The organism is Endozoicomonas sp. ALD068 (assembly GCF_049310145.1).
GTDB lineage: Bacteria > Pseudomonadota > Gammaproteobacteria > Pseudomonadales > Endozoicomonadaceae > Endozoicomonas_A.
Genome location: NZ_JBLYNU010000004.1, coordinates 4,472,057 through 4,494,343 on the forward strand (window position 1 = coordinate 4,472,057; position 22,287 = coordinate 4,494,343).

15 protein-coding genes are annotated in these 22,287 nt (G+C 48.7%); 12 read left to right on the forward strand and 3 right to left on the reverse strand.

Annotation, left to right across the window (positions count from 1 at the left end; all coding sequences use genetic code 11):
- Nucleotides 1-77 precede the first annotated feature (77 nt).
- Nucleotides 78-1,220 carry a 2-aminoethylphosphonate--pyruvate transaminase gene (gene phnW, locus ACO6V5_RS16130; RefSeq protein ID WP_422413184.1) on the reverse strand — a complete coding sequence of 381 codons (1,143 nt, stop codon included), beginning with the start codon at nucleotides 1,218-1,220 and terminating at the stop codon, nucleotides 78-80.
- Nucleotides 1,221-1,504: 284 nt separating this feature from the next.
- Here phnW and phnR point away from each other — a divergent pair, with 284 nt between their 5' ends.
- From phnR to ACO6V5_RS16170, 8 genes are all read left to right on the forward strand, one after another.
- The gene (phnR, locus tag ACO6V5_RS16135) at nucleotides 1,505-2,230 is read left to right on the forward strand and encodes a phosphonate utilization transcriptional regulator PhnR (RefSeq protein WP_422136731.1); all 726 of its coding nucleotides are present in this window, start codon (nucleotides 1,505-1,507) and stop codon (nucleotides 2,228-2,230) included.
- A gap of 99 nt (nucleotides 2,231-2,329) precedes the next feature.
- Nucleotides 2,330-2,998, forward strand: a complete 669-nt coding sequence (locus ACO6V5_RS16140) for a phosphonatase-like hydrolase (RefSeq protein WP_422136730.1) — start codon at nucleotides 2,330-2,332, stop codon at nucleotides 2,996-2,998.
- Between the two features lie 16 nt (nucleotides 2,999-3,014).
- Entirely contained in the window at nucleotides 3,015-4,148 is a 1,134-nt protein-coding gene (locus ACO6V5_RS16145; RefSeq protein WP_422413187.1) for a TIGR03364 family FAD-dependent oxidoreductase, read from the forward strand.
- A 298-nt stretch (nucleotides 4,149-4,446) separates the two neighbouring features.
- On the forward strand, nucleotides 4,447-4,914 hold the full coding sequence (locus tag ACO6V5_RS16150) for a DUF29 domain-containing protein (protein WP_422136728.1): 468 nt from the start codon (nucleotides 4,447-4,449) through the stop codon (nucleotides 4,912-4,914).
- Complete coding sequence (locus ACO6V5_RS16155) at nucleotides 4,907-5,395, forward strand: DUF29 domain-containing protein (RefSeq protein WP_422442145.1); 489 nt, start codon at nucleotides 4,907-4,909, stop codon at nucleotides 5,393-5,395. Before ACO6V5_RS16150 ends, ACO6V5_RS16155 begins: the two co-directional genes overlap by 8 nt.
- A 249-nt stretch (nucleotides 5,396-5,644) precedes the next feature.
- Nucleotides 5,645-6,667 carry a putative 2-aminoethylphosphonate ABC transporter substrate-binding protein gene (locus tag ACO6V5_RS16160; RefSeq protein WP_422139794.1) on the forward strand — a complete coding sequence of 341 codons (1,023 nt, stop codon included), beginning with the start codon at nucleotides 5,645-5,647 and terminating at the stop codon, nucleotides 6,665-6,667.
- Between the two features lie 87 nt (nucleotides 6,668-6,754).
- Nucleotides 6,755-7,813, forward strand: coding sequence for a putative 2-aminoethylphosphonate ABC transporter ATP-binding protein (locus tag ACO6V5_RS16165; RefSeq protein WP_422413190.1), 1,059 nt, complete (start codon nucleotides 6,755-6,757; stop codon nucleotides 7,811-7,813).
- The gene (locus tag ACO6V5_RS16170) at nucleotides 7,779-9,557 is read left to right on the forward strand and encodes a putative 2-aminoethylphosphonate ABC transporter permease subunit (RefSeq protein ID WP_422473648.1); all 1,779 of its coding nucleotides are present in this window, start codon (nucleotides 7,779-7,781) and stop codon (nucleotides 9,555-9,557) included. Before ACO6V5_RS16165 ends, ACO6V5_RS16170 begins: the two co-directional genes overlap by 35 nt.
- A gap of 92 nt (nucleotides 9,558-9,649) precedes the next feature.
- On the opposite strand, the gene ACO6V5_RS16175 is transcribed toward ACO6V5_RS16170, so the two are convergent.
- Nucleotides 9,650-10,444, reverse strand: coding sequence for a DUF1028 domain-containing protein (locus tag ACO6V5_RS16175; protein WP_422413194.1), 795 nt, complete (start codon nucleotides 10,442-10,444; stop codon nucleotides 9,650-9,652).
- Between the two features lie 131 nt (nucleotides 10,445-10,575).
- On the opposite strand from ACO6V5_RS16175, the gene rep reads away from it, so the two are divergent.
- From rep to ACO6V5_RS16195, 4 genes are all read left to right on the forward strand, one after another.
- Nucleotides 10,576-12,588: a DNA helicase Rep gene (gene rep / locus ACO6V5_RS16180; protein WP_422136722.1), complete on the forward strand. Its 2,013-nt coding sequence runs from the start codon at nucleotides 10,576-10,578 to the stop codon at nucleotides 12,586-12,588.
- A 170-nt stretch (nucleotides 12,589-12,758) separates the two neighbouring features.
- Entirely contained in the window at nucleotides 12,759-15,533 is a 2,775-nt protein-coding gene (locus tag ACO6V5_RS16185; protein WP_422136721.1) for a hypothetical protein, read from the forward strand.
- A 292-nt stretch (nucleotides 15,534-15,825) separates the two neighbouring features.
- Nucleotides 15,826-18,435 carry a hypothetical protein gene (locus tag ACO6V5_RS16190; RefSeq protein WP_422492127.1) on the forward strand — a complete coding sequence of 870 codons (2,610 nt, stop codon included), beginning with the start codon at nucleotides 15,826-15,828 and terminating at the stop codon, nucleotides 18,433-18,435.
- Between the two features lie 39 nt (nucleotides 18,436-18,474).
- Complete coding sequence (locus ACO6V5_RS16195; RefSeq protein ID WP_422492128.1) at nucleotides 18,475-21,870, forward strand: hypothetical protein; 3,396 nt, start codon at nucleotides 18,475-18,477, stop codon at nucleotides 21,868-21,870.
- A 184-nt stretch (nucleotides 21,871-22,054) separates the two neighbouring features.
- On the opposite strand, the gene ACO6V5_RS16200 is transcribed toward ACO6V5_RS16195, so the two are convergent.
- Nucleotides 22,055-22,267 carry a hypothetical protein gene (locus ACO6V5_RS16200; protein WP_422136718.1) on the reverse strand — a complete coding sequence of 71 codons (213 nt, stop codon included), beginning with the start codon at nucleotides 22,265-22,267 and terminating at the stop codon, nucleotides 22,055-22,057.
- Nucleotides 22,268-22,287: the final 20 nt, after the last annotated feature.

Genomic DNA, 22,287 nt, shown 5'->3' on the forward strand with positions numbered 1-22,287 from the left:
CTCTGGCTATCAGCTCAGCGGCTCAGGCAGATCATCTATCAGTCAGCGCTTACTTTCAGGTTCACACCCTGACAGTATTACTGTTCCTGCCAGTACATGCTTTCGGAAACGGCTTTAATCAATCGGCTGATGTCTTCCGGATACACTTCCCCGATATTGCCAATTCTGAAACAGTCAGCATCAGAGACTTTACCGGGATAAATGACGAAACCTTTCCCTTTCAGCTGCTCATAAAAGCGGAGGAATTCATAATCGGGGTGCTCGGGGGAGTAAAATGAAGTTATAAACGGAGAGTGCAGTTCAGTGTCTAACAGGCACCGGAAGCCCAGCTCACTCATACCCTGGACGAGCAAACGCTGATTGCTGGCGTAGCGCTTGTGACGGGCAGCAATGCCCCCCTCTTCAATCAACTCTGCCAGGGCTTGATGGAAAGCCCTTACGGTGTGGGTGGGAGAAGTAAAACGCCACTTACCGTGATTCTTTTCCATGCATTGCCACTGATCATAGAGGTCCAGAGACAGAGAGCGGGCCAGGCCTTTGCATTGGGACAAAAGAGTACGACGAGCTATAACAAAGCCAAAACCGGGTACGCCCTGAATACACTTGTTGGCAGAGCTGATCAGAAAATCAATACCCAGCCCGGCAAGGTCAATCGGCACACCGCCGAAGCTGCTCATGGCATCAACAATCAGAATACAGTCGTGTTTCTTCACCACCTGTGCGACTGCTTCAACAGGGTTCAGCATGCCTGTTGTGGTTTCACAATGAACAATGGCGACATGAGTGATGGCTTTATCTTCAGAGAGTACCTGATCAATTTCCCCCGGCGTCGGCGGATTAATCTCACCACAATTCAGAACACTGTGGGGAATATTCAGATACTCGGCAATCTGGGCAATACGGGCACCGTAAGCCCCATTGTTAATGACCAGTAATTTCCCTTCATCAGAGATAACCGACCCGACGGTTGCTTCTACCGAAGCAGTACCACTACCCTGCATGAGAACGGCGGTGTAGTCATCAGTATCCGAGGCCAGTTTAATCAGCTGACTGCGGATCTCTTCAACCACGCCAAGGTTGTAATCATCGTCCCAGGTACACCAGTCACGCAGCATCGCTTCTCGGACACTGGCAGAGGTTGAGAGGGGTCCCGGAGTCAACAGAAGATAAGGATTTTCCAGGCTCTTTTCTTTCACAGTGGGCACTTCTTTTGTAGACATGACTTTAATGAGACACCTGTAGAAACAGAAATTTCAATCGTCTGGTATATACCAATTGGTACAAAATCATGATGGAGACACTTTTTTCTGTAAATACCCAGCGACCACTCTTCATAAAAATTTCACATTCATACCAGTCTGGAAACAACAGCTAAAAGAGCTCCCCCCAACGTCAGTCAAGCAAATAGTTAATTGTCATAAAAGCGATCATTTAATTGTCATAAAAGTCGTTTAGTATGGTCTATACCAGTTGAAAATCCATTGACCCTTAGAGAATAGTATTTATGGGACAGGGAAAAAATCAGTATCAAATCATTCGCACGGCCCTGAACGAGCAGATAGAAAGCGGGGCATTAAAACCGGGAAGCAAGCTACCCTCGGAGCGATTGCTGAGTGAAAAATTCGGTACCACCCGCATTACTCTCAGAGAGTCATTGTCATCACTGGAAGCCGACGGACTGGTCTATCGAGAAGATCGCAGAGGCTGGTTTGTTTCTCCGCAAAGAGTGACCTATGACCCTACGGTGAATGCTAACTTTCATACCATCGTTACCCGCCAGGGCAGAGTACCCGGTACCCGGATGATCCATGCTGAACGGGTACCAGCACCGCCCAGGGTTCAAAAGCTACTTCAGATCCCAGCTCTGACCCCTGTGTATCGGCTGCAACGCCTTCGTTCAGTGGATGGGCGAAATGTCCTCTACGTTGAAAATTACATGAACCCTGCCTACTTCCCGGATCTGCTCAAGCATGATCTGTCTCGATCACTCTCCGATATCTATCAGGAGCATTATAACCGCCAGTATGCCCGGGTCAGTTTCAGGTTGTACCCGGTAGGCCTGAATGCCGAGGCTTCTTTGCACCTCAAGGTCACCACGGGCAGTTCCGGTTTGTTGGTTGAGCGAACAAACTACGATCAATCGAATGTCTTGATTGACTGTGACTTTGAGTATTGGCGGCAGGATGCGGTGGTTATAGCCGCTGACACCACTGTGAGCCCCATGACTTGAGAGTCATTAATACCTGCTGGTGCCAATGGTATGAGCCATTTTCTTACTGAACGTCCAAACCCTTTAATTTCCGAATCTGAAAAATGAGAAGAGGTCACAATGAACAAAATTCAACTCGCGGTTTTTGATATGGCTGGTACCACGGTCAATGAACACAACGTCGTTTACAAAACCGTTCAGAAGAGTCTTGTCGACGCAGGCTACGATTTCACTCTGGACGAAGTCCTTGAGCATGGCGCAGGCAAAGAGAAGCATCAGGCCATAAAAGATACCCTGTCGTCCAAAGGCTTTGACCACTCGGACTCGGAACAAATCTTCCAGTCCTTTAAAAAACAACTGACACGGGCCTATGAAGAACTGGCAGTCACCTCTTTTGACGGCGTCCCCGAACTTTTGAAAGAGCTGCGGGCAAGAGGCATCAAGGTCGCACTCAACACCGGCTATAGCCGACAGGTAGCAACAGGCCTGCTGAAAAAGATGAACTGGCTGCCCGGGGTCGAATTCGACACCCTGATCACTGCGGATGATGTAACAAACGGCAGACCAGCACCGGACATGATTGAGCTGGCCATGGAGAAAACCGGTATTCACGACAGTTCACAGGTACTTAAAGCCGGAGATTCAGCCATTGACATCGAGGAAGGAAAAAACGCCCACTGCGGTATCACGGTTGGCGTGACTACAGGCGCCCAGACCCGGGAGCAACTGGCAACAGCCGCTCCAACGCTGGTGCTCGACAGCCTGGCCGATATCCTTAAGCACATTTGAACACAGGGAGACACCTTTGAAATACGATTTAATGGTTGTCGGTGCAGGTATTCTTGGCACTTTTCACGCCTTCGCTGCTGCGAAGCGGGGGTATAAGGTACTGCTGGTTGAAAAAGACAGTCAACCGGTACAGGCCACCGTCAGAAACTTTGGCATGGTTGTTCCATCCGGCATGACAGCAGACCTGCTGCCGACCGCCCTGGACTCTCTGAGCATTTATCAGACCCTGCAAGATCAGTTTGATATTTCAGCCCGAAGAAATGGCAGCTGGTATATAGCCTCCGATGACCAGGAGTTGGCCATGTTGCAGGAGCTACACCAACGAAATCAGCAAACGGGCTACCCTTCATCGCTGCAAAGTATAGACGAGGTTATACGTGCCAATCCTGCCGTCAAGAAAAGTTATGCAAAAGGTGCCTTGTACTTCCCGGAGGAATTCAGTGTTAACCCCCTGCAACTGATTTACCGCATCATTGAGTTTATTCAGCAGGAATACACCGTTGAATACCGACCCAACACCCAAATCATCAGCATGGAAACCGGGCAGGATGAAGTCATCAGTATGGATTCAGCTGGTGAGCAATACCGGGCTTCAAAAGCGATAGTCTGTAACGGGCATGATTTCAAAACCCTGTTTCCATCACGCTTTCTCAACAGTGATATTGAGCTGGTCAAGCTCCAAATGATGCGTACCAAACCACTGAAGAGCGTCAGTCTCAATGGCAATTTGCTTTCGGGCAGGACTATCAGACGCTATGAGAGCTTTCGCAACTTGCCTTCCTGGAGTGCCGGAGAAAAAGACCCAGAGCTGGATAAGTACGGGATACATATTCTGTTCAAACAGGAGCTTGACGGGTCCATCATCATTGGCGACTCACACGAGTACGCCGATGCCCGCGAGGCAGAGAAACTCTCCTTCACAATGAATCAATCCATCAATGAACGGATGCTGACAGAAGCCAGAAACATTGTTGAGCTTCCTTGCTGGGATATCGCGGAATATTGGGCAGGTTATTATTGCCAGAGTAAAACCGATCACTACTACCAGGATCATATAGACGACAAAATTCATTTTCTCACGGCCATCGGTGGCAAGGGCATGACCCTGGCTCCCGGCATTGCAGAAAAGAATATTGAAAACATCCTTTGACATCCTCCCTGTCGTAAAGAGGGTGTCGCACAACTCCAAAAACTCGTTCCCGTGCTGGTCCGTGGGAACCAGAGTTTTGCGACACCCTATTAAAGTACGGGGTTTTACGCTCATTCGATAAATCTTTCAGCAAACCCATCATTTCTTTGTGATATTGACGGTTCTCCCTGGCATCAATGACCAAATTGACCAGCCCAAAACCACGGGCAAAGCCCCGGCAAAAGCATCTGTGCTTTAGCAATTCATTTTGATTCCCCTATGTTATTTGCCTACAGTGGTAGGGCAATGGAGGTGATTTATGGAAAACTTGTATGACACTGATTTCTACACATGGTCTTATCGACAAGCCGAGCTTATCAGGCAAGGCCGTTTCGATGAACTTGATATGGACAACCTGGTCGAGGAAGTTGAGGACATGGGTAGAGCCCGTTATCGTTCAGTACAGAGCCGTTTGTCTCAATTACTCATGCACTCGCTTAAATGGCAGATGCAGCGTAAAAAAAATGATTTGCATGAGATGGATCAATGGTTCCGAAGCTGGTCAACCAGTATCAGTAAACAACGTATTGCCATTGAGCATGAGCTTGAAGAAAATCCCGCTCTCAATAGTAAACTGGACGAGATTTTGCCAAAAGCCTATCAGTACGCCCGAAAGCTTGCTGCCAACGAGATGCAGTGCAGACCCGACGCTTTCCCGTCTGAGTGCCCATGGACCTATGACGAAATCATGGAAGATGGCTGGCTGCCGGAGGCTGATGATGACTGATTTATACAAAACCGACTACACCGCCTGGCTAAGCCAGCAACGGGAGCTGCTGGCTCAGCGACAATTTCACAAACTCGACATTGACAATCTGTTGGAGGCGATGGAGTACGAAATGGGCAGTACCAGAGATACTCTTGAGTCTCATTTATCGGTATTGGTTTTACATCTTCTCAAATACGATTATCAGAAACGGATTCTGAAAGATTTGTGGGTAGAGGATAAGGTTGTCCAGACGTGGATGCCAAGTATCTACAATTCCAGAGCAGCGATTGAAAAGCAAATTTCAAAACACCCTCATTTACAGCCCATGATCGTGGAGTTATTGGCGGGTGCATATTCCGATGCTTGTCGGCAAGCAGTTAAGCAGATGAATAATTACGCTCGCAGTGAAAGCCAGAAGCTGAGCAAAAAAAGCTTTCCCGGCCAATGCCCATGGACCTTTGAACAGATCACAGATGACGACTGGCTGCCCGGCGACTAAAGCAGCGCAGCAGCCCCAATCCCCGCCACCGTAATAATGGTGCCAAAGACCCCGCCCTGGTTCTGGGCACTCTGCCGAACCGCCGCCTGATTGCACAGCCTCCGACGACCAGGAGTTGGCCATGTTGCAGGAAGCTGTCACAGAGTCGAAAAAGATCTGTAATATTTTAGTCATTTCTCTCTCGTAGAATCGCGATATCCCTTCTGGTCTTAGCCAGAACAAAATGATTATCCGACTGGAGAGAGCTCCATGAAAAAACACCTGACAGCCCTGACCCTGGCAACAACTTCAATTTTCAGCGCTTCATCTTTCGCTGCATCTCCTGTGGAATTGACGGTTTATACTGCTTTTGAGACCGACATTCTGAATCGCTACAAGAAAGCCTTTGAGCAGGATAATCCCGATATCAGCATCAAATGGGTACGGGACTCTACCGGTATCATGACCGCTAAACTGCTGGCAGAAAAAGATAACAGCAGGGCAGACGTCGTATGGGGTCTGGCCGGTTCCAGCATGGCACTGCTGAAGGACGAAGGCGTACTGGGCACCTACAAGCCCAGAGGTCTGGATCAAATCAAGACTCAGCTGGTTGATCCTGATGCCGCTAAAGCCTGGTTTGGCAACCAGGCCTATTTCAATGTCATTTGCTACAACGAAGCGGTAGCCGCAGCCAAAAAACTGCCCAAGCCTCAATCCTGGCAAGACCTGCTTGATCCGGTCTATCAGGGCCAGATTGCCATGCCTAACCCGGCCTCTTCCGGCACTGGCTATATGCAGGTTTCCGCCTGGCTGCAGAGCATGGGTGAAGACAAAGGCTGGGCCTATATGGATAAGCTGAACAACAACATGTCCCAATACACTCACTCAGGTTCCAAGCCCTGTGTTCAGGCTGCCATGGGTGAAGTGGCTATTGGTATTTCCATGGCAGTTCGTGGAGCTCAACTGAAAAGCCAGGGCGCGCCACTGGATCTGATTCTGCCAAAAGGTGGCATTGGCTGGGATGTGGAGTCAGTGGGTCTGGTTGCAGGTACCGACAAGGCTGCAGCTGCAAAAAAACTGATCGACTGGTCTCTCAGCCAGGAAGCGAATGAGCATTATGTAGAGGCTTACCCCGTTGTCGGTCACAAAGACGTCCGTAAAGAAGTACCTAACTATCCAGATGTAGAAAGCGCCATGGTGGATCTGGACTTTGGTGAAATGGCCAGTGAGCGTGAGACTGTACTTGCTGAGTGGTCCAAGCGTTTCGATCATATGTCCGAACCCAAGTCGTGATATCACACTAGTTACACAGAAAGTGCCGTTTATTCCCCAACGGGAATAAACGGCTTTTCAGGTTTGGAGCTTTAGGAAGTTAACGCTATGAAACCCTTTCTCACCATCGAAAACCTGGGGAAACGCTTCGGCGATTTCACCGCTCTCAAAGAGATTTCCCTGTCCGTTAATAAGGGTGAATTCATCTGTTTTCTCGGCCCCTCGGGTTGCGGAAAGACGACGCTGTTGAGAATGATTGCCGGATTGGAAGCCTGTAAACAGGGAGAGATCTGGCAGGATGGCACCAACATAACAGCACTCCCACCTGAACAAAGAGACTTCGGCATTGTCTTTCAATCCTATGCCCTGTTCCCCAACCTGAGTGTTTCAGAAAATATCGGTTTTGGTTTGAAAAACCAGGGTCAATCCAAACGTGAAGTTGAGGGCAGCGTGAACCAATGGCTGGATATTATCGGCCTGCAGGATTCCGGCCCCAAATTTCCCTCTCAGCTTTCTGGCGGTCAACAACAGCGTGTAGCACTAGCAAGGGCTCTGGCACTCTCTCCGGGGTTGTTGTTGCTCGATGAACCCCTCTCGGCCCTGGATGCCAAAGTCAGAATCAAGTTGCGGGAAACGATCTGTAAGCTGCAAAGAAAACTGGGCATTACCACCATTATGGTGACCCATGACCAGGAAGAAGCCATGGCTATGGCTGATCGCATCGTGGTGATGAATCACGGAAACATAGAACAGATAGGCACACCGGAAGAAATTTACAAACAGCCAGCCTCTCGCTTCGTTGCTGAATTTGTTGGCGCCATGAACTTTCTGGAAGGTGATACCAACAAAAAGAATCAGGTCGTACTGGCCAACCAGCCACTCTCTCTGCCAGTGACTGAGTCAACAACGAGAAAAGTGATTCTGGGGATTCGTCCGGAAGACCTGAGCTTCAGTGAAGGTCAGTCTGCTTTGCCAGTCAGTGTTGAAAGTCTGGAGTTTCAGGGCTCCTTTGTTCGTGCAGAGTGCAGCCCTGTTGGCTGGAGCAGTGAGCGACTGATTAAAGTCGATGTACCTGTCCACCAGCTGGCTGGCCTTAAGCTGGAACCGGGGAGCCAGAATCGGTTGTCCCTGAGTGAAAAACATATCCATGTCTTCCCTGCAGCATGATGAGCCCGCTTTAAATATGAGTCTATCTACACACACCCCAGCGGATGCAAACTCTCCAGCACTGGGCCGGAAGCCTCTGCTGCCAGCCATCAGCAGGGATCAATGGATTCTTGGGCTGGTCATCGGAGCGGTTGCTCTCTATCTGATCATTTCACTGCTTCTGCCACTCCTGGCCATGCTGGCAAGAAGCGTTCAGGACAGCAGTGGGACGTTTATTGGTCTGAGTTACTTTGCTGAGTATCTTGGCAACCCGGCCCTGAGTCATTCCATTGGCAACACGCTGAAAGTCGGTGTTATTGTTACGACAATAGTCGTTAGCTTGTCATTCCTGTTTGCTTACGGACTGACACGAACCCAGATGCCTTTGAAACCGCTCTTCAAAGTAATGGGCATGTTACCCATACTGGCACCTTCCCTATTGCCTGCCATCAGTATGATTTATCTGTTTGGTAATCAGGGGGTGGCTGTAGACCTGCTGTTTGGTCACTCTATTTATGGTCTGCCCGGTATTGTTATGGGTCTGGCTTTCTGGACCTTTCCCCATGCACTGCTAATTCTTACCACGGCGCTTTCAACATCCGACGCCAGACTCTATGAAGCAGCTCGCTCCATGGGTACCTCTCCATTCAGAACGTTTACAACAGTCACGCTTCCAGCTGCCAAGTTTGGTTTGATCAGCACGGTCACTGTCGTATTCACCCTGGTCGTAACCGACTTTGGTGTCCCGAAAGTGATTGGTGGCCAATATAACGTACTGGCTACCGACATCTATAAACAGGTCGCCGGTCAGCAGAACTTTGCCATGGGCGCTGTCATCAGTGTGCTTTTGCTGATACCCGCTCTATTGGCTTTTGTGATTGATCACAGAGTGCAGAAAAAACAGAAGGAATTGTTTGGCGCTCGCTCAGTCAATTTCCAGCCCGAGCGAAACCCCGTGAAGGACAGCATTTTCTTCCTGCTCTGTAGCCTGGTCTCTCTGGCCATTTTGGCCGTGGTGGGCATGGCGATTTATGGCTCATTGGTCACTTTCTGGCCCTGGAATATGGAGCTATCCTGGAACAACTATCAGTTTGAAAGGTTCAGTGCCAATGGCTGGGAACCCTATTTCAACTCTCTGGAAATGGCGTTCTATACGGCTATTGCCGGAACCCTGATTATTTTCATTACCGCTTACAATGTGGAAAAAAGTAAGTTACCCCCCATACTAAGGCACTTTATCCACATTATGGCCATGTTGCCGATGGCAGTACCCGGTATGGTGCTGGGTCTGGGTTATATCTTCTTCTTTAATCAGGCCGGTAATCCGCTGGGTATACTCTATGGAACCATGGCTATTCTGGTTATCAACACCGTGGCCCACTATTTCACTGTCGGGCACCTGACGGCATTGACCGCTCTGAAGAAGTTACCCGCCGAGATCGAACAGGTAGCCGCATCACTCAAGATTCCACAGTATAAAGCTTTCCTGAAAGTATCCCTGCCGGTCTGCACGCCTGCTTTGCTGGATATAGCGATCTACCTTTTCGTCAACGCCCTGACCACCACGTCGGCTGTTGTTTTCCTTTACTCCACGGATACTATGCTGGCTTCCGTTTCTGTAATGAATATGGAAGATGCCGGACAAACAGGCCCGGCCGCAGCCATGGCGGTTTTGATTCTGGCAACCGCAGCCTGCGTCAAGATAGCTCATATGACGTTGGGTAAATTGCTATTGAACAGAACCCAGAAGTGGAAGCACTCCTGAAGCACTCAAAACTCGCTGGTCTGTGGGAACGTGATTGATTCGTTCCCACGATGAAGCATGGGAAGCAGAATATTTTTACGACGGGGAGGATATCAAAGGTCTTGATGCACCTGCTTCCCGGAAATAGATGCTTTCCATTTGTCAAACTGAGCCTGAAGCTCATTGATCGGATCGACACCTGCGGGAACGGACGCTACGCCCAAATCGACGTAGTAGTTCTCTTCGGTGTCATCAGGTCGGGCAACCACCAAAAAAGAGAATAATGAGGAAACCCCTTTAGAAGAACAGCGGCGATCGGCACCAGCAAAATTAGCGCCCTGTATGGCGGCCATGAGTTTATCAGCCAGACTGCCCTGGGTACCGTTAAAACTATCTTCCATATTATCCAATACTGCTTCATGTAATAGAGAATTTCCCAGAATCACATAATGGTTTCCCGTACGATGTCCATCTGCAATAAAGACATCTTCTCCCGTAAAAGCAGCAGACCGTGGATGATTGGCAGCATCAAAATCGACAATGCCGTACTGCCGGGCGGATGGGAATTGATCCACGTCATTGGCCTTTAGCCAGCGAATGATTTGCTCGGGACTCATACCCTCATCCATCTTTTTGCTGGCATTTTGCTGATTGACTTCGTGGTAAAAAGCCTGGCTGACGATGACACCTTTGCCCGGATGCAGTCGTGATAAAAAATCGGCTTCCGTACGCTGGAAGGCGCTTAGAGGAGAACAGGTTGCCCCGGCAGCCCCAACTTCTCTGGTAACAGGGTCAACGGCAACAATAGAAAAAGTACCCTGAGCAGTTAAAGAGACTGACAGCAGTGACAGCACACTGAAAATAAAACGAAATTTCATAGGCTCAAAAACCACTTGAATTTTTGTCATTGTTATATTGATCCTGTGACCAGAATGGTGCCAGAGAGCCTTTATGTCAATTTTAAAACAGACAACGGTACAGCCAGATTCCTGATATACTGATCCTCTCAGCTCAAGACACAACACCAAAGCGACCCCCCGTGCACAGACTCAACGACCGACAGGCCGAAGCCGTGAAATACATTGATACCCCTTTGCTGGTTCTGGCCGGTGCGGGCAGTGGCAAAACCAGTGTGATCACCACCAAAATCGCTTACCTGATTCAGGAATGTGGTATCAATGCCCGCAATATCATTGCCGTGACCTTCACCAACAAGGCCGCACGGGAAATGAAAGAGCGTGTCGGCAAACTGGTCAAGGGCAGGGCCTCCTACGGTTTGACGGTTTCAACCTTTCACAACCTGGGGCTCAACCTGATCCGCAAAGAATGCAAGACGCTGGGATACAAGCCGGGCTTTTCCATTTTTGATGCCCAGGATGCCCACGCTCTGATAGGCGAATTGATGCAGCGGGAAATGGGATCAGACGAAGAGAGCGTTGATGCCGTCCAGCACATGATCTCCAACTGGAAGAATGACCTGATTCTGCCCCCACAGGCCATGGCCAATGCCCGTCAGCCCAACGAGCAACTCGCTGCTCGGGTTTATGAACATTATAACCGCACGTTAAAAGCCTTTAATGCGGTCGATTTTGATGATTTGATTCTGCAACCGGTCATGTTGTTCCGTGAGCATCCGGAAGTTCTGGAGCGCTGGCAGAACAAAACCCACTATGTGCTGGTCGACGAATATCAGGATACCAATGGTGCTCAGTATGAGTTGATCAGTCGACTGGTAGGAGACCGGGGCAAACTCACCGTGGTAGGTGACGATGATCAGTCCATTTACGCCTGGCGTGGTGCCCGTCCTGAAAACCTGGCACTGCTCAAGGACGATTATCCTTCGTTAAGAGTTATCAAGCTCGAGCAGAATTACCGCTCCACCAGCCGTATCCTGAAAGCGGCCAATACCCTGATTGCCAATAATCCCCACGTGTTTGAAAAAACGCTGTGGAGCGAACTGGGCATGGGGGAGACTATTCGGGTTATTCGATGCCGTAATGACGAGATGGAATGTGAACGCATTGCTACCGAAATACTGACCCAGAAACTAAAAAACGGTACCCACTGGAAAGATTACGCGGTGCTGTATCGAGGCAACTTCCAGTCTCGCTTGCTGGAAATGAAGCTTCAGCATCATCAAATTCCTTACCGCATCAATGGCGGCACTTCATTCTTCGCCCGCGCTGAAGTCAAAGACATGATGGCTTATCTCCGACTGCTGGTGAATCAGGATGATGACAACGCCTTCCTGCGTGTTGTCAACATCCCCCGTCGGGAGATAGGCCCTGCTACGTTGGAAAAACTGGGCAATTACGCCGGTACTCACAACCTGAGTTTGTACGCTGCTTCGCAGGAAATGGGTCTTCAGGAAGACCTGTCGCCCAAGTATGTCGAGAAGCTACGCAACTTTACCCAGTGGCTGGATTCGGTATCCCGCCGCTGCCAGACCGATGAAGACCCCATTGCCGCCATCCGTGAAATGATTAACGACTGCGACTATGAAAACTGGCTGATGCAGACCACAGCAACGCCTGCAGGGGCAGAGAAACGCATGGGCAATGTCTGGTTCCTGATTGACTCACTGCAACAGACTCTCGAAAGAGGCGACGAAGATGCTACGGTTGAAGATGCCATCGCCCGACTGATTCTCAGAGATATGATGGAACGGCAGGAAGAGGAAGAAGATAACGACAAGGTACAACTGTTAACGCTTCATGCTTCCAAGGGGCTTGAGTACCCCTATGTATTCATGATGGGTATGGAAGAGGACCTTCTGCCCCACCGTACCAGCATTGAAGAAGACAATATTGAAGAAGAACGACGACTGACTTACGTCGGCATCACCCGCGCCAGAAAGACTTTGACCATGACGCTGGCAGGGCAGCGAAAGCAGTACGGTGAAATCATTGATACCACACCCAGTCGTTTCCTCGACGAACTGCCACAGGAAGACCTGGAATATACAGGATTCGGCGAGAAGGCCAGTAAGGAACAGAATGCCCTGACCGGTAATGCAGCTCTGGCGATGTTACGCAGCCGGTTGAGCGACTGAATAGCAACAGCAGCCCGCCTTAAAAACCATTCGGATTTTTCTTCTGCCAGCTTCAAGGCGACTCTGACCCAGTCAATGGGGTGCCTGGAATCTTTCTGCATGATGACGCCCCGTAGTCTATACATACAGACTCGAGTGGTTGTTATCATTATTCTTATCGCAGTACCCGTATGAATAGAAGCCTGACTGTCGGTGAAAGATCGTCTTTGCTATTAGTGTCGCTTGTCGCCTGTTTTCCGGACTGCAGCAGTTGGGCTGACACTGTCGAGCTGAACAATAATAATTTCAATCAATACCTGAATGCTGACCATCCGGTCAAAGGTGACTATCAGTTAACCAGTAATATTGACCTGAGCCAATTTCTCTGGAAACCCATCGGCAATGCGTCCGTTCCGTTTTCTCTCACTCTGAATGGCAACGGCCACGTTATTTCCGGACTCAAGGTTTCAACTTCAACCGATAACACGACCTCAGGCTTTTTCGGGTCACTGCAAAACAGCACCATCAGGCAGATCCTGCTTAAAGAGCCAAAAGTGACCAGTACCGGATTTACAAGCCCGGCAGGTGCCCTTGTGGGAGAGTTGAAAGGCAGCAGGATTGAAGAAGTAGTCAATTATGACGGAGCCGTCAAAACCATTGGTTCTCTCAGTCATGCCGGAGGTGTAGCGGGCAGTGTTACTGATAGCATTATACACGACAGCGTAAACACCGGAACCGTTATCACGACCGCAGATGCCAGCGCAGGCGGTATCGCCGGATTGGCGGTTCAGGCATCGTCCCTGTCAAATAACCTGAATACCGGAAAAATAGCCTCCAGAAATTTATATGCCTCACCTGCCGGTGGCATTGTCGGAGCTCTGAGAAACAACAGCATTGCTAACAACAATGTCAATACCGGTGAAGTTAATGTTGGCTTTAGCCAATTTTCCGGGGGGGTTGCAGGAGAAGCACAAACAGCCAAGGTATTACATAACCTCAACACTGGAAAAATATCTTCAGATTATTCGAGAGCCTACTCCAGGTTAGTTGGAAGCGTAAGTGGAAGCAGTGGCGGAATAGTGGGGCATGCTTGCGGGCAAACCCTGGTCAGCAAAAATCTCAATACGGGTAGCATTTCTACAAAGCGTTGGCGTACCTACGCAGGTGGAATAGCAGGAGACGTGATCAACGCGCCTGTTGTTCAAAATGTCAATGTCGGAACTGTCAGGACTCACGGCAATCAGGCATCTGCCGGAGGAATTACCGGGGAAGCGATTGGTACAAGCGTTCAGGACAACCTGAATGCCGGAGCAGTCATAACGAAAGGCGTTAATGGCCACGTAGGTGGTATTACCGGGGCTGCGGCCCACTTGGCCTCAGTTTACAATAATGTCAATACGGGGCGGGTTGAGGCACAACAGGGAGCGTGGTCCTATGTCAGTCCTGCAGCCGCAAGAGTGTACCGGGCAGGTCCTATTGAGCATAACCTGGATACTTTCACAAAGTACCAATGGACCAGTGAGACATTCAGTGGACGTAATAAAGGTGTCGTAAGACTATCGAAAAGTGCTCTCAAATCAAACCTGACCGGATTGAACAGCACGCTCTGGAATGCCGGTAATGAATCGCAGCTGCCGATGCTCAAAGGCATTAACATCCCCTACCGTGAGCTGGCCCGAATAAGTGGTAACAAATTCCCAACAGCTCTGAGTGAGTTTGCAGACCCCGGTGGTCTTTCAAATGCCACCTCTTTTAATCCTGATGTCTGGAACGCTCGGGATGGTTACTTACCCTTTCTACACGTTTTCTCCAAATCACAAGCCTTATTAGCCGGGATTGACTGCACACAAGAAGGATTTGACTGCAGTACAGACAATGACATCTCGCAGACTCCAACATCCACACAGCCTTTGCCACCCCATTCGCCCGGCCTCTCAAGTCAATGCCCGCCACCAGAAGGCACACCGCTCTTGCAAGCCTATGACCCGGAAAACCAGCATATATACGTTGTGATTAAGGCTGAACCGTCTTCTGAATCGGCTCCTGGAGGTATAATTCTGGCACGCTATAAGGGCCCTGAACTGGATCAACAATTTGGTTTGTGCGGCATTGTGACTTATACAACCTCTAGCCCCCACGCCAAAATACTGAGCTCATACCCGTCTCTGTCAGCAAAGGTTATTCACAAAACCACAGGCTCTTCCCTCAATATTATTGCAACAACAAAGTCAGGAAAAACGACCCTGTTCGAGTTCCCGTTAACGGCCAACCAGAGATACCGATTGCAATTCAACGTAAAACTAAATCCCGCTGCTGCTTCTGAAAACGATGATAAAAAGTTGATAACCGCCAGTAACATTGACACGGTCAACTCTCGGCTGGACATCCTGATACAAAAAGACCAGACCTACGTTGCCACATTCAGTCCCGGAGAAGAGAAACTTTCTATTCGTCGGTTTGCCGCTGACAGTGGAGAAATGGATAGTACTTTTATTATTGATGACTGGATTGATTTTTCTTCCCGCTCCCCGGATTCACCTACAACCGTCAGGCTGATGACAACGGAAGATTATCTGCACGCCATTATTTACAACAGCGATGGACAACTGTCTGTATTTACTTATGAAGATCAGGTCAACGTCCATCGTTTTGACACCAGATTTAAACCTGCGGCAGCAGAGTCTATGCGCCTGGTATTTGTAGGCAATAAAGCTTACCTGGCCATTGAAAACCCTGATACTGAGGAAGGCGGTCGGCAGGTTCAGATGCAAGAAATCTCTCTGGGCATTGAAAACTTCAATCGTCAAAAACCCTGTGTCGCATTACGGTCTTCGGAATCGTCTGCGGTGATTTCTGACTGGCGGACTGAGCTTATTGCAGCAGGCGCTGTAGTGGCTACTACGGCGGTTGCAGTCATCCTTATCATTAACAAGTTTAAAAGGTCAGGAATGCGAACACGTAAGTAGCGACCCTGAGAAAACGGGCAAATACAAAGTCAGTCGGCATGATGACTCTGAATAGTCTACATTAACGTACTTATTATCATTATCTCTATGGTAGTTCTGCAATGAATAAAAGCCTGATAAGAGATCAAAATCGGCAAAGCCTGACTATAAAAAAAAATCCTTTGCACTATTACTGTCACTTGTCGTCTGTTTCTCAAACGGAAACAATTGGGCCAGCACTATTGAGCTGAACAATAATAATTTCAGAGAACATCTGAATGCCGACCACCCGGTCGAAGGTCACTATCAGCTAGTGAGTGATATTGACTTGAGCCAATTCACTCCCTGGAAACCCATCGGCAACACCTCCATTCCGTTTTCTCTCACACTGTATGGCAACGGCCACGTTATTTCCGGACTCAAGGTTTCAACGTCAGCCGATAACACAGCCTCAGGCTTGTTCGGGTCACTGCAGAACAGCACCATCAGGCAGATCCTGTTTAAAGAGCCAAAAGTGAGCACTGTCGGATTTACAAGCCCGGCAGGTGCCCTTGTGGGAGAATTGAAAGGCAGCAGGATTGAAGAGGTGGTCAATTATGCCGGAATCGTCAGAGCGAGCGGTCCTGGTAGTCATAGCGGAGGTTTGGCGGGCAGTGTTTCTGATAGCGTTATACACGACAGTGTAAATACTGGCACCGTCCTGACGATCAGAGCTGCCAGCGCAGGTGGTATCGCTGGCTGGGCCGATCAGACATCTTCCATATCTAATAACCTGAATACCGGAAAAATAACCTCCAGAATTTTATATTCCTCCTCGCCTGCCGGTGGCATTGTCGGAACCCTGAAAAACAACAGTACTGCTAACAACAATATAAACACCGGTGAAATTAATGTTGGCTATACCGAATATTCCGGTGGGATAGCAGGACAAGCAGAAGCATCGGAGGTATTACATAACCTGAATACCGGAAAAGTTGCCTCGGATTATTTGCGAAGCTTCTGCTTCTGCTGCGGGGAAGGTGGTAGCAGTGGTGGAATAGTGGGACATGCCTCCGGGCAAACTCTGGTCAGCAAAAATCTCAATACGGGTAGCATTTCTACAAAGTATTGGCGTACCTATGCAGGTGGAATAGCCGGGGATGTGGTCAAGGCTCCTGTTGCTCAAAATGTCAATGCCGGAACTGTCACTACTCAAGGCCCTCAGGCATCCGCCGGGGGTATTACCGGAGAAGCTGAAGGTTCTAGCGTAAGGGACAACCTGAATGTCGGAGCAATCACAACGAAAGGTGTTAGTGGTCATATAGGTGCTATTTCCGGGGCAGCCACCCTTTCAGCCACAGTGTGCAACAATGTCAACACAGGGTCCGTTGAAGCCCAGCGAAACTTCAGCTACGTAAGCGGGGCCGCAGCAAGAGTTTGGAAGGCAGGTCGTATTGAGCATAATCTGGATACTTTCACAAAGTACCAATGGACCAGTGAGAGAGGCAGTGGACGTAATAAAGGTGTCGTAAGACTATCGAAAAGTGATCTCAAATCAAACCTGACCGGATTGAATAGCACGCTCTGGAATGCCGGTAATGAATCGCAGCTGCCTATGCTCAGAGGCATTAACATCCCCTACCGTGAACTGGTCCGAATAAGTGGTAACAAATTGCCGACAGTTCTGAGTGAGTTTGCAGACCCCGGTGGTGTTTCAAATGCCACCTCTTTTAATCCTGATGTCTGGAACGCTCGGGATGGTTACTTACCCTTTCTACACGTTTTCTCCAAATCACAAGCCTTATTAGCCGGGATTGACTGCACACAAGAAGGATTTGACTGCAGTACAGACAATGACATCTCGCAGACTCCAACATCCACACAGCCTTTGCCACCCCATTCGCCCGGCCTCTCAAGTCAATGCCCGCCACCAGAAGGCATACCACTCTTGCAAACCTATGACCCGGAAAACCAGCATATATACGTTGTGATTAAAGCTGAACCGTCTTCTGAATCGGCTCCTGGAGGTATAATTCTGGCACGCTATAAGGGCCCTGAACTGGATCAACAATTTGGTTTGTGCGGCATTGTGACTTATACAACCTCTAGCCCCCACGCCAAAATACTGAGCTCATACCCGTCTCTGTCAGCAAAGGTTATTCACAAAACCACAGGCTCTTCCCTCAATATTATTGCAACAACAAAGTCAGGAAAAACGACCCTGTTCGAGTTCCCGTTAACGGCCAACCAGAGATACCGATTGCAATTCAACGTAAAACTAAATCCCGCTGCTGCTTCTGAAAACGATGATAAAAAGTTGATAACCGCCAGTAACATTGACACGGTCAACTCTCGGCTGGACATCCTGATACAAAAAGACCAGACCTACGTTGCCACATTCAGTCCCGGAGAAGAGAAACTTTCTATTCGTCGGTTTGCCGCTGACAGTGGAGAAATGGATAGTACTTTTATTATTGATGACTGGATTGATTTTTCTTCCCGCTCCCCGGATTCACCTACAACCGTCAGGCTGATGACAACGGAAGATTATCTGCACGCCATTATTTACAACAGCGATGGACAACTGTCTGTATTTACTTATGAAGATCAGGTCAACGTCCATCGTTTTGACACCAGATTTAAGCCTGCGGCGGTAGAATCTATGCGCCTGGTATTTGTAGGCAATAAAGCTTACCTGGCCATTGAAAACCCTGATACTGAGGAGGGCGGTCGGCAGGTTCGGATGCAAGAAATCTCTCTGGGTCTTGAAAACTACAATCGTCAAAAACCCTCTGTCGCTTTATGGTCTGCAGAATCGTCTGCGGTGATTTCTGACTGGCGAACTGAGCTTATTGCAGGAAGCGCTGCAGTCGCTACAACGGCGGTTGCAGTCGTCCTGGCCATCAACAAGTTTAAAAGGTCAGGAATGAAAACCCGTAAGTAGCGACCCTGAAGAAACGGGCAAATAACAAGGCCAGTCGGCATGATGACTCTGAGTAGTCTATATAAACCTACCTATTATCATTATCTCCATGGTATTGCCGCAATGGATAAAAGCCTGATAAAAGATCAAAATCAGGCAAAGCCTGACTATCAAAAAAAATTCTCTGTACTATTACTGTCACTTGTCGTCTGTTTCTCAAACGGAAGCAATTGGGCCAGCACTATTGAGCTGGACAATAATAATTTCAGGCAATATCTGAATGCTGACCACCCGGTCAAAGGTTGCTATCGGTTAATCAGTGATATTGACCTGAGCCAAATTGTCTGGAAACCCGTCGGCAATAAATCCGTTCCGTTTTCCCTCACTCTGGAAGGCAACGGACATGTTATTTCCGGCCTCAAGGTTTCAACTTCACATTATGGCACTGCCACTGGCTTGTTCGGGTCACTACAGAACAGTGTCATCAGGCAGATCCTGATTAAACGGCCAAAAGTAAGGAGTTCCAGATTTGTGAGCCCGACAGGTGCGCTTGTGGGAGACTTGAAAGGCAGCATAATTGAAGAGGTGGTTAATTATGCCGGAACGATCAAAACGACCGGTTACGGCAGTGACGCCGGCGGTTTGGCGGGCAGTGTTTCTGACAGCGTCATACGCGATAGTGTAAACACCGGCACCGTCACCACAATTTTTGGAGGCAGCACAGGCGGAATCGCCGGATTGGCCAATCAGACATCATCTGTTTCAAATAACCTGAATACCGGAAAAATAATCTCCGGATTTTGGCATTCCTCACCCGCAGGTGGCATTGTTGGAACACTGAAAAATAACAGTACTGCTAACAATAATATGAATACCGGCGGGGTCACTGTCAGATATACCGAAAATTCCGGGGGAATTGCAGGAAAGGCAGAAACGGCCAGGGTATTAGATAATCTTAACACCGGAAAAATGTCCATAAATTCGAGATTAGTCGACGCTATAAAAACAGGAGGCAAGGGCGGAATAGTGGGGCAGGCCTCCGGGCAAACCATGGTCAGCAGAAACCTCAATACTGGCAACATTTTTTCAGAGTATGTTCCAACACATGTGGGTGGAATAGCGGGGCAAGTGGACGAGAGTTCTGTTGTTGAAAATGTAAATGCCGGGACTGTCAGTGCTGGCGGCTCAGTGGGAGGTATTGCCGGAGGTACTGAAGGTGGAATCATTCGGGACAACCTTAATGCCGGAGCAATTAAATTATCTGATATTGGTGGCTATGTCGGTGGTATTGCCGGAAAGGCCAGCTTTTATTCGACCTCGCTTTACAACAATGTCAATACGGGGCCGGTTGAAGCTCAGGAAGGAAGTCTCTATCTGAGCGGGGCAGTGGCAAGAATCTGGATGACAGATCGTATTGAGAATAACCTGGATACTTTCACAAAGAATCAATCGGCTAGTTTAGGTGATGATGGACGAAATACAGGAATCAAAAGACTGTCAAAAACTGCTCTCAAATCAGACCTGAGTGGTTTGAACAGCACACTCTGGAATGCCGGTGATGCAACACAGCTGCCGATGCTCAAAAGCGTTAACACCCCTTACCGTGACCTTGCCCGAATAGATGGTACCCAACAGACAAATAACCAGTTTCCCACCGTCCTGAATGAGTTTGCTGATCCTGGTGGTGAGACAGATGCTACCTCTTTCAATCGTACTATCTGGAACGGACGGGATGGTTATTTACCGTTTCCAAAAGTTTTCTACAAACCACAAACACTACTGGCTGGAATTGATTGCACACAAGGAGGATTTGACTGCCGCGAGGATAAGAACATAGTGACAACTCCGTCGGTTACACCATCGTCGTCTGCTCGGCTCTCAACCCTTTCGTTAGGCACTGCTTCCAAACCCCATAGCTTATCGGATTCGGAGTCAGCGTCAGAAGCTTCATCTCCAGCCCAATCGTCATCTGCACAGCAGTCAATCAGCGAATTGGACACTACACTTGAGGCTCGTACTTTACCTGATTCGGAGTCACCATCAGAAAAATTATTGCATACAGCCTTACCTGATAGTACATCCTCCACAACCCATTCAGCCAATCCGCTGGATAACTGTCCGCCACTGAAGGGCACACCTCTCTACCAGGCGTACGACCCGGTAACCCAGCGGATATACGTTGTCATCCAGCCTGGAACACATTATGAAGAACTTTCGGAAGGGGTTATTCTGGCACGCTATAAAGGCACCGAACTGGATAAACAATTTGGTTTGTGCGGCGTTATGAAATACACCCCCTCTGACAACCACGCCATAATGCTGGATCCCTCCCGGTCATTGGTAGGACAGGTTATTCAGGAAACAACTGGTTCCTTCCTTAACCTTGTTGCAACAACAGATTCAGGAAAAACGACTCTGCTCGAGTTCCCGTTAAGTGCTATCCAGGGATACCGGGCGCAATTCACCGTTAATAACGACTTATTCCCTGAAAATCTGCAAATTAATGATGCTACTCATCATCAGGGTTTCATGTATTTAACTGGAACAGTCGATGACAACATATTTATTGGCCATTACCACCAGCAGCAGCTCTTTTATCCTATAGATTATGCCGAAAGCAGTGGCCAATATGATGAGGAACAAGGGCTTAGTCTAAGGCTTTCCCCGGATGGTGAACGCCTTTATGTAACGGGCAAAAGTGATAGAGATACATCCTATCAACTGTTTATCAGGCAGTTCGATAGTAGTCAACTAAGCCCCATTGCCACTTTTGGAGACAGCGGGAAAGAGATAATACCCACCAATAACATCGACAGAGTCAATATTCAGCAGGATATCCTGATACAAAAGGACCAGGTCTACGTTGCAACATTTAGCCCTGAGAAAGAGCAACTGTCTATTCGCCGGTTCGCCACTGAAAATGGCCAGATGGATAGTGCTTTTATGATTGACGATAGCGTTGGCTTTCCTTCCCGCACATCGGGTTCGTTTGCAACTGTCAGGTTGGTGACAACGGAAGATTATTTGCACGCCATTATCTACACCAGTGATGGACAAATGTCTGTAGTTACTTATAAAGATCAGGCCAACATTAATCGTTTCGATACCACATTCAAACCGGCAGCAGTAAAGTCTATGCGACCGGTTTTTGTGGGCAATAAAGTCTATTTGTCCGTTCAGGATTATGAGAGTGAGAAGGGGAGTCGGCATGTTCAGATGCAGGAAATTTTTCTGCATCCTGGAAACTACAACCATCAAAAAACCCCTGCCGCTATATTGTATAAGGAATCGCCATCGTCCTCCGGATTGTCCAGAAAATCATCCGGAAAACTTTCTGCAGCAGTTTTTGGTTTGGGAATCGGGCTTATTACAGCGAGCACTGTGATGACTGTAACGATTGCAATTGTGATAGCCATTAAGACCCTCAAGAAACAACTGCCTCCATCAGCAATATAAATGCAACTTCCAGACGCTTTTATCAAGGATCATCCGTATAACAAAAGCTGCCTGATATGTTCCTGCATAATGACTCCTCTTAGCAAAATCGTCGTAAACCCTCGCCCAATCGAGGGTGTCGCAAAAGCCCAACAACTCGTTTCCACGCTCTGTGTGGGTGTCGCAAAACTTCAACAGCTCGTTCTCATGCTCTGAAGTCGTCATTCCCGCGAAGGCGGGAATCCAGCGCCAACGGTGGATCTCTGGCTTCTCGGGGATGACAAGGCCAGGGGGACACCGGGCAGTATGGTTCTGGTGGAGAGTCAGTGTGGATTCCCGCCTTCGCGGGAATGACGAGAATGAAGTCGGCAATGACGGGAGTCAGCGAGTTCCCACGCCGGAGAGAGTTTTGCGACACCCTCGATTGGGCGAGGGTTT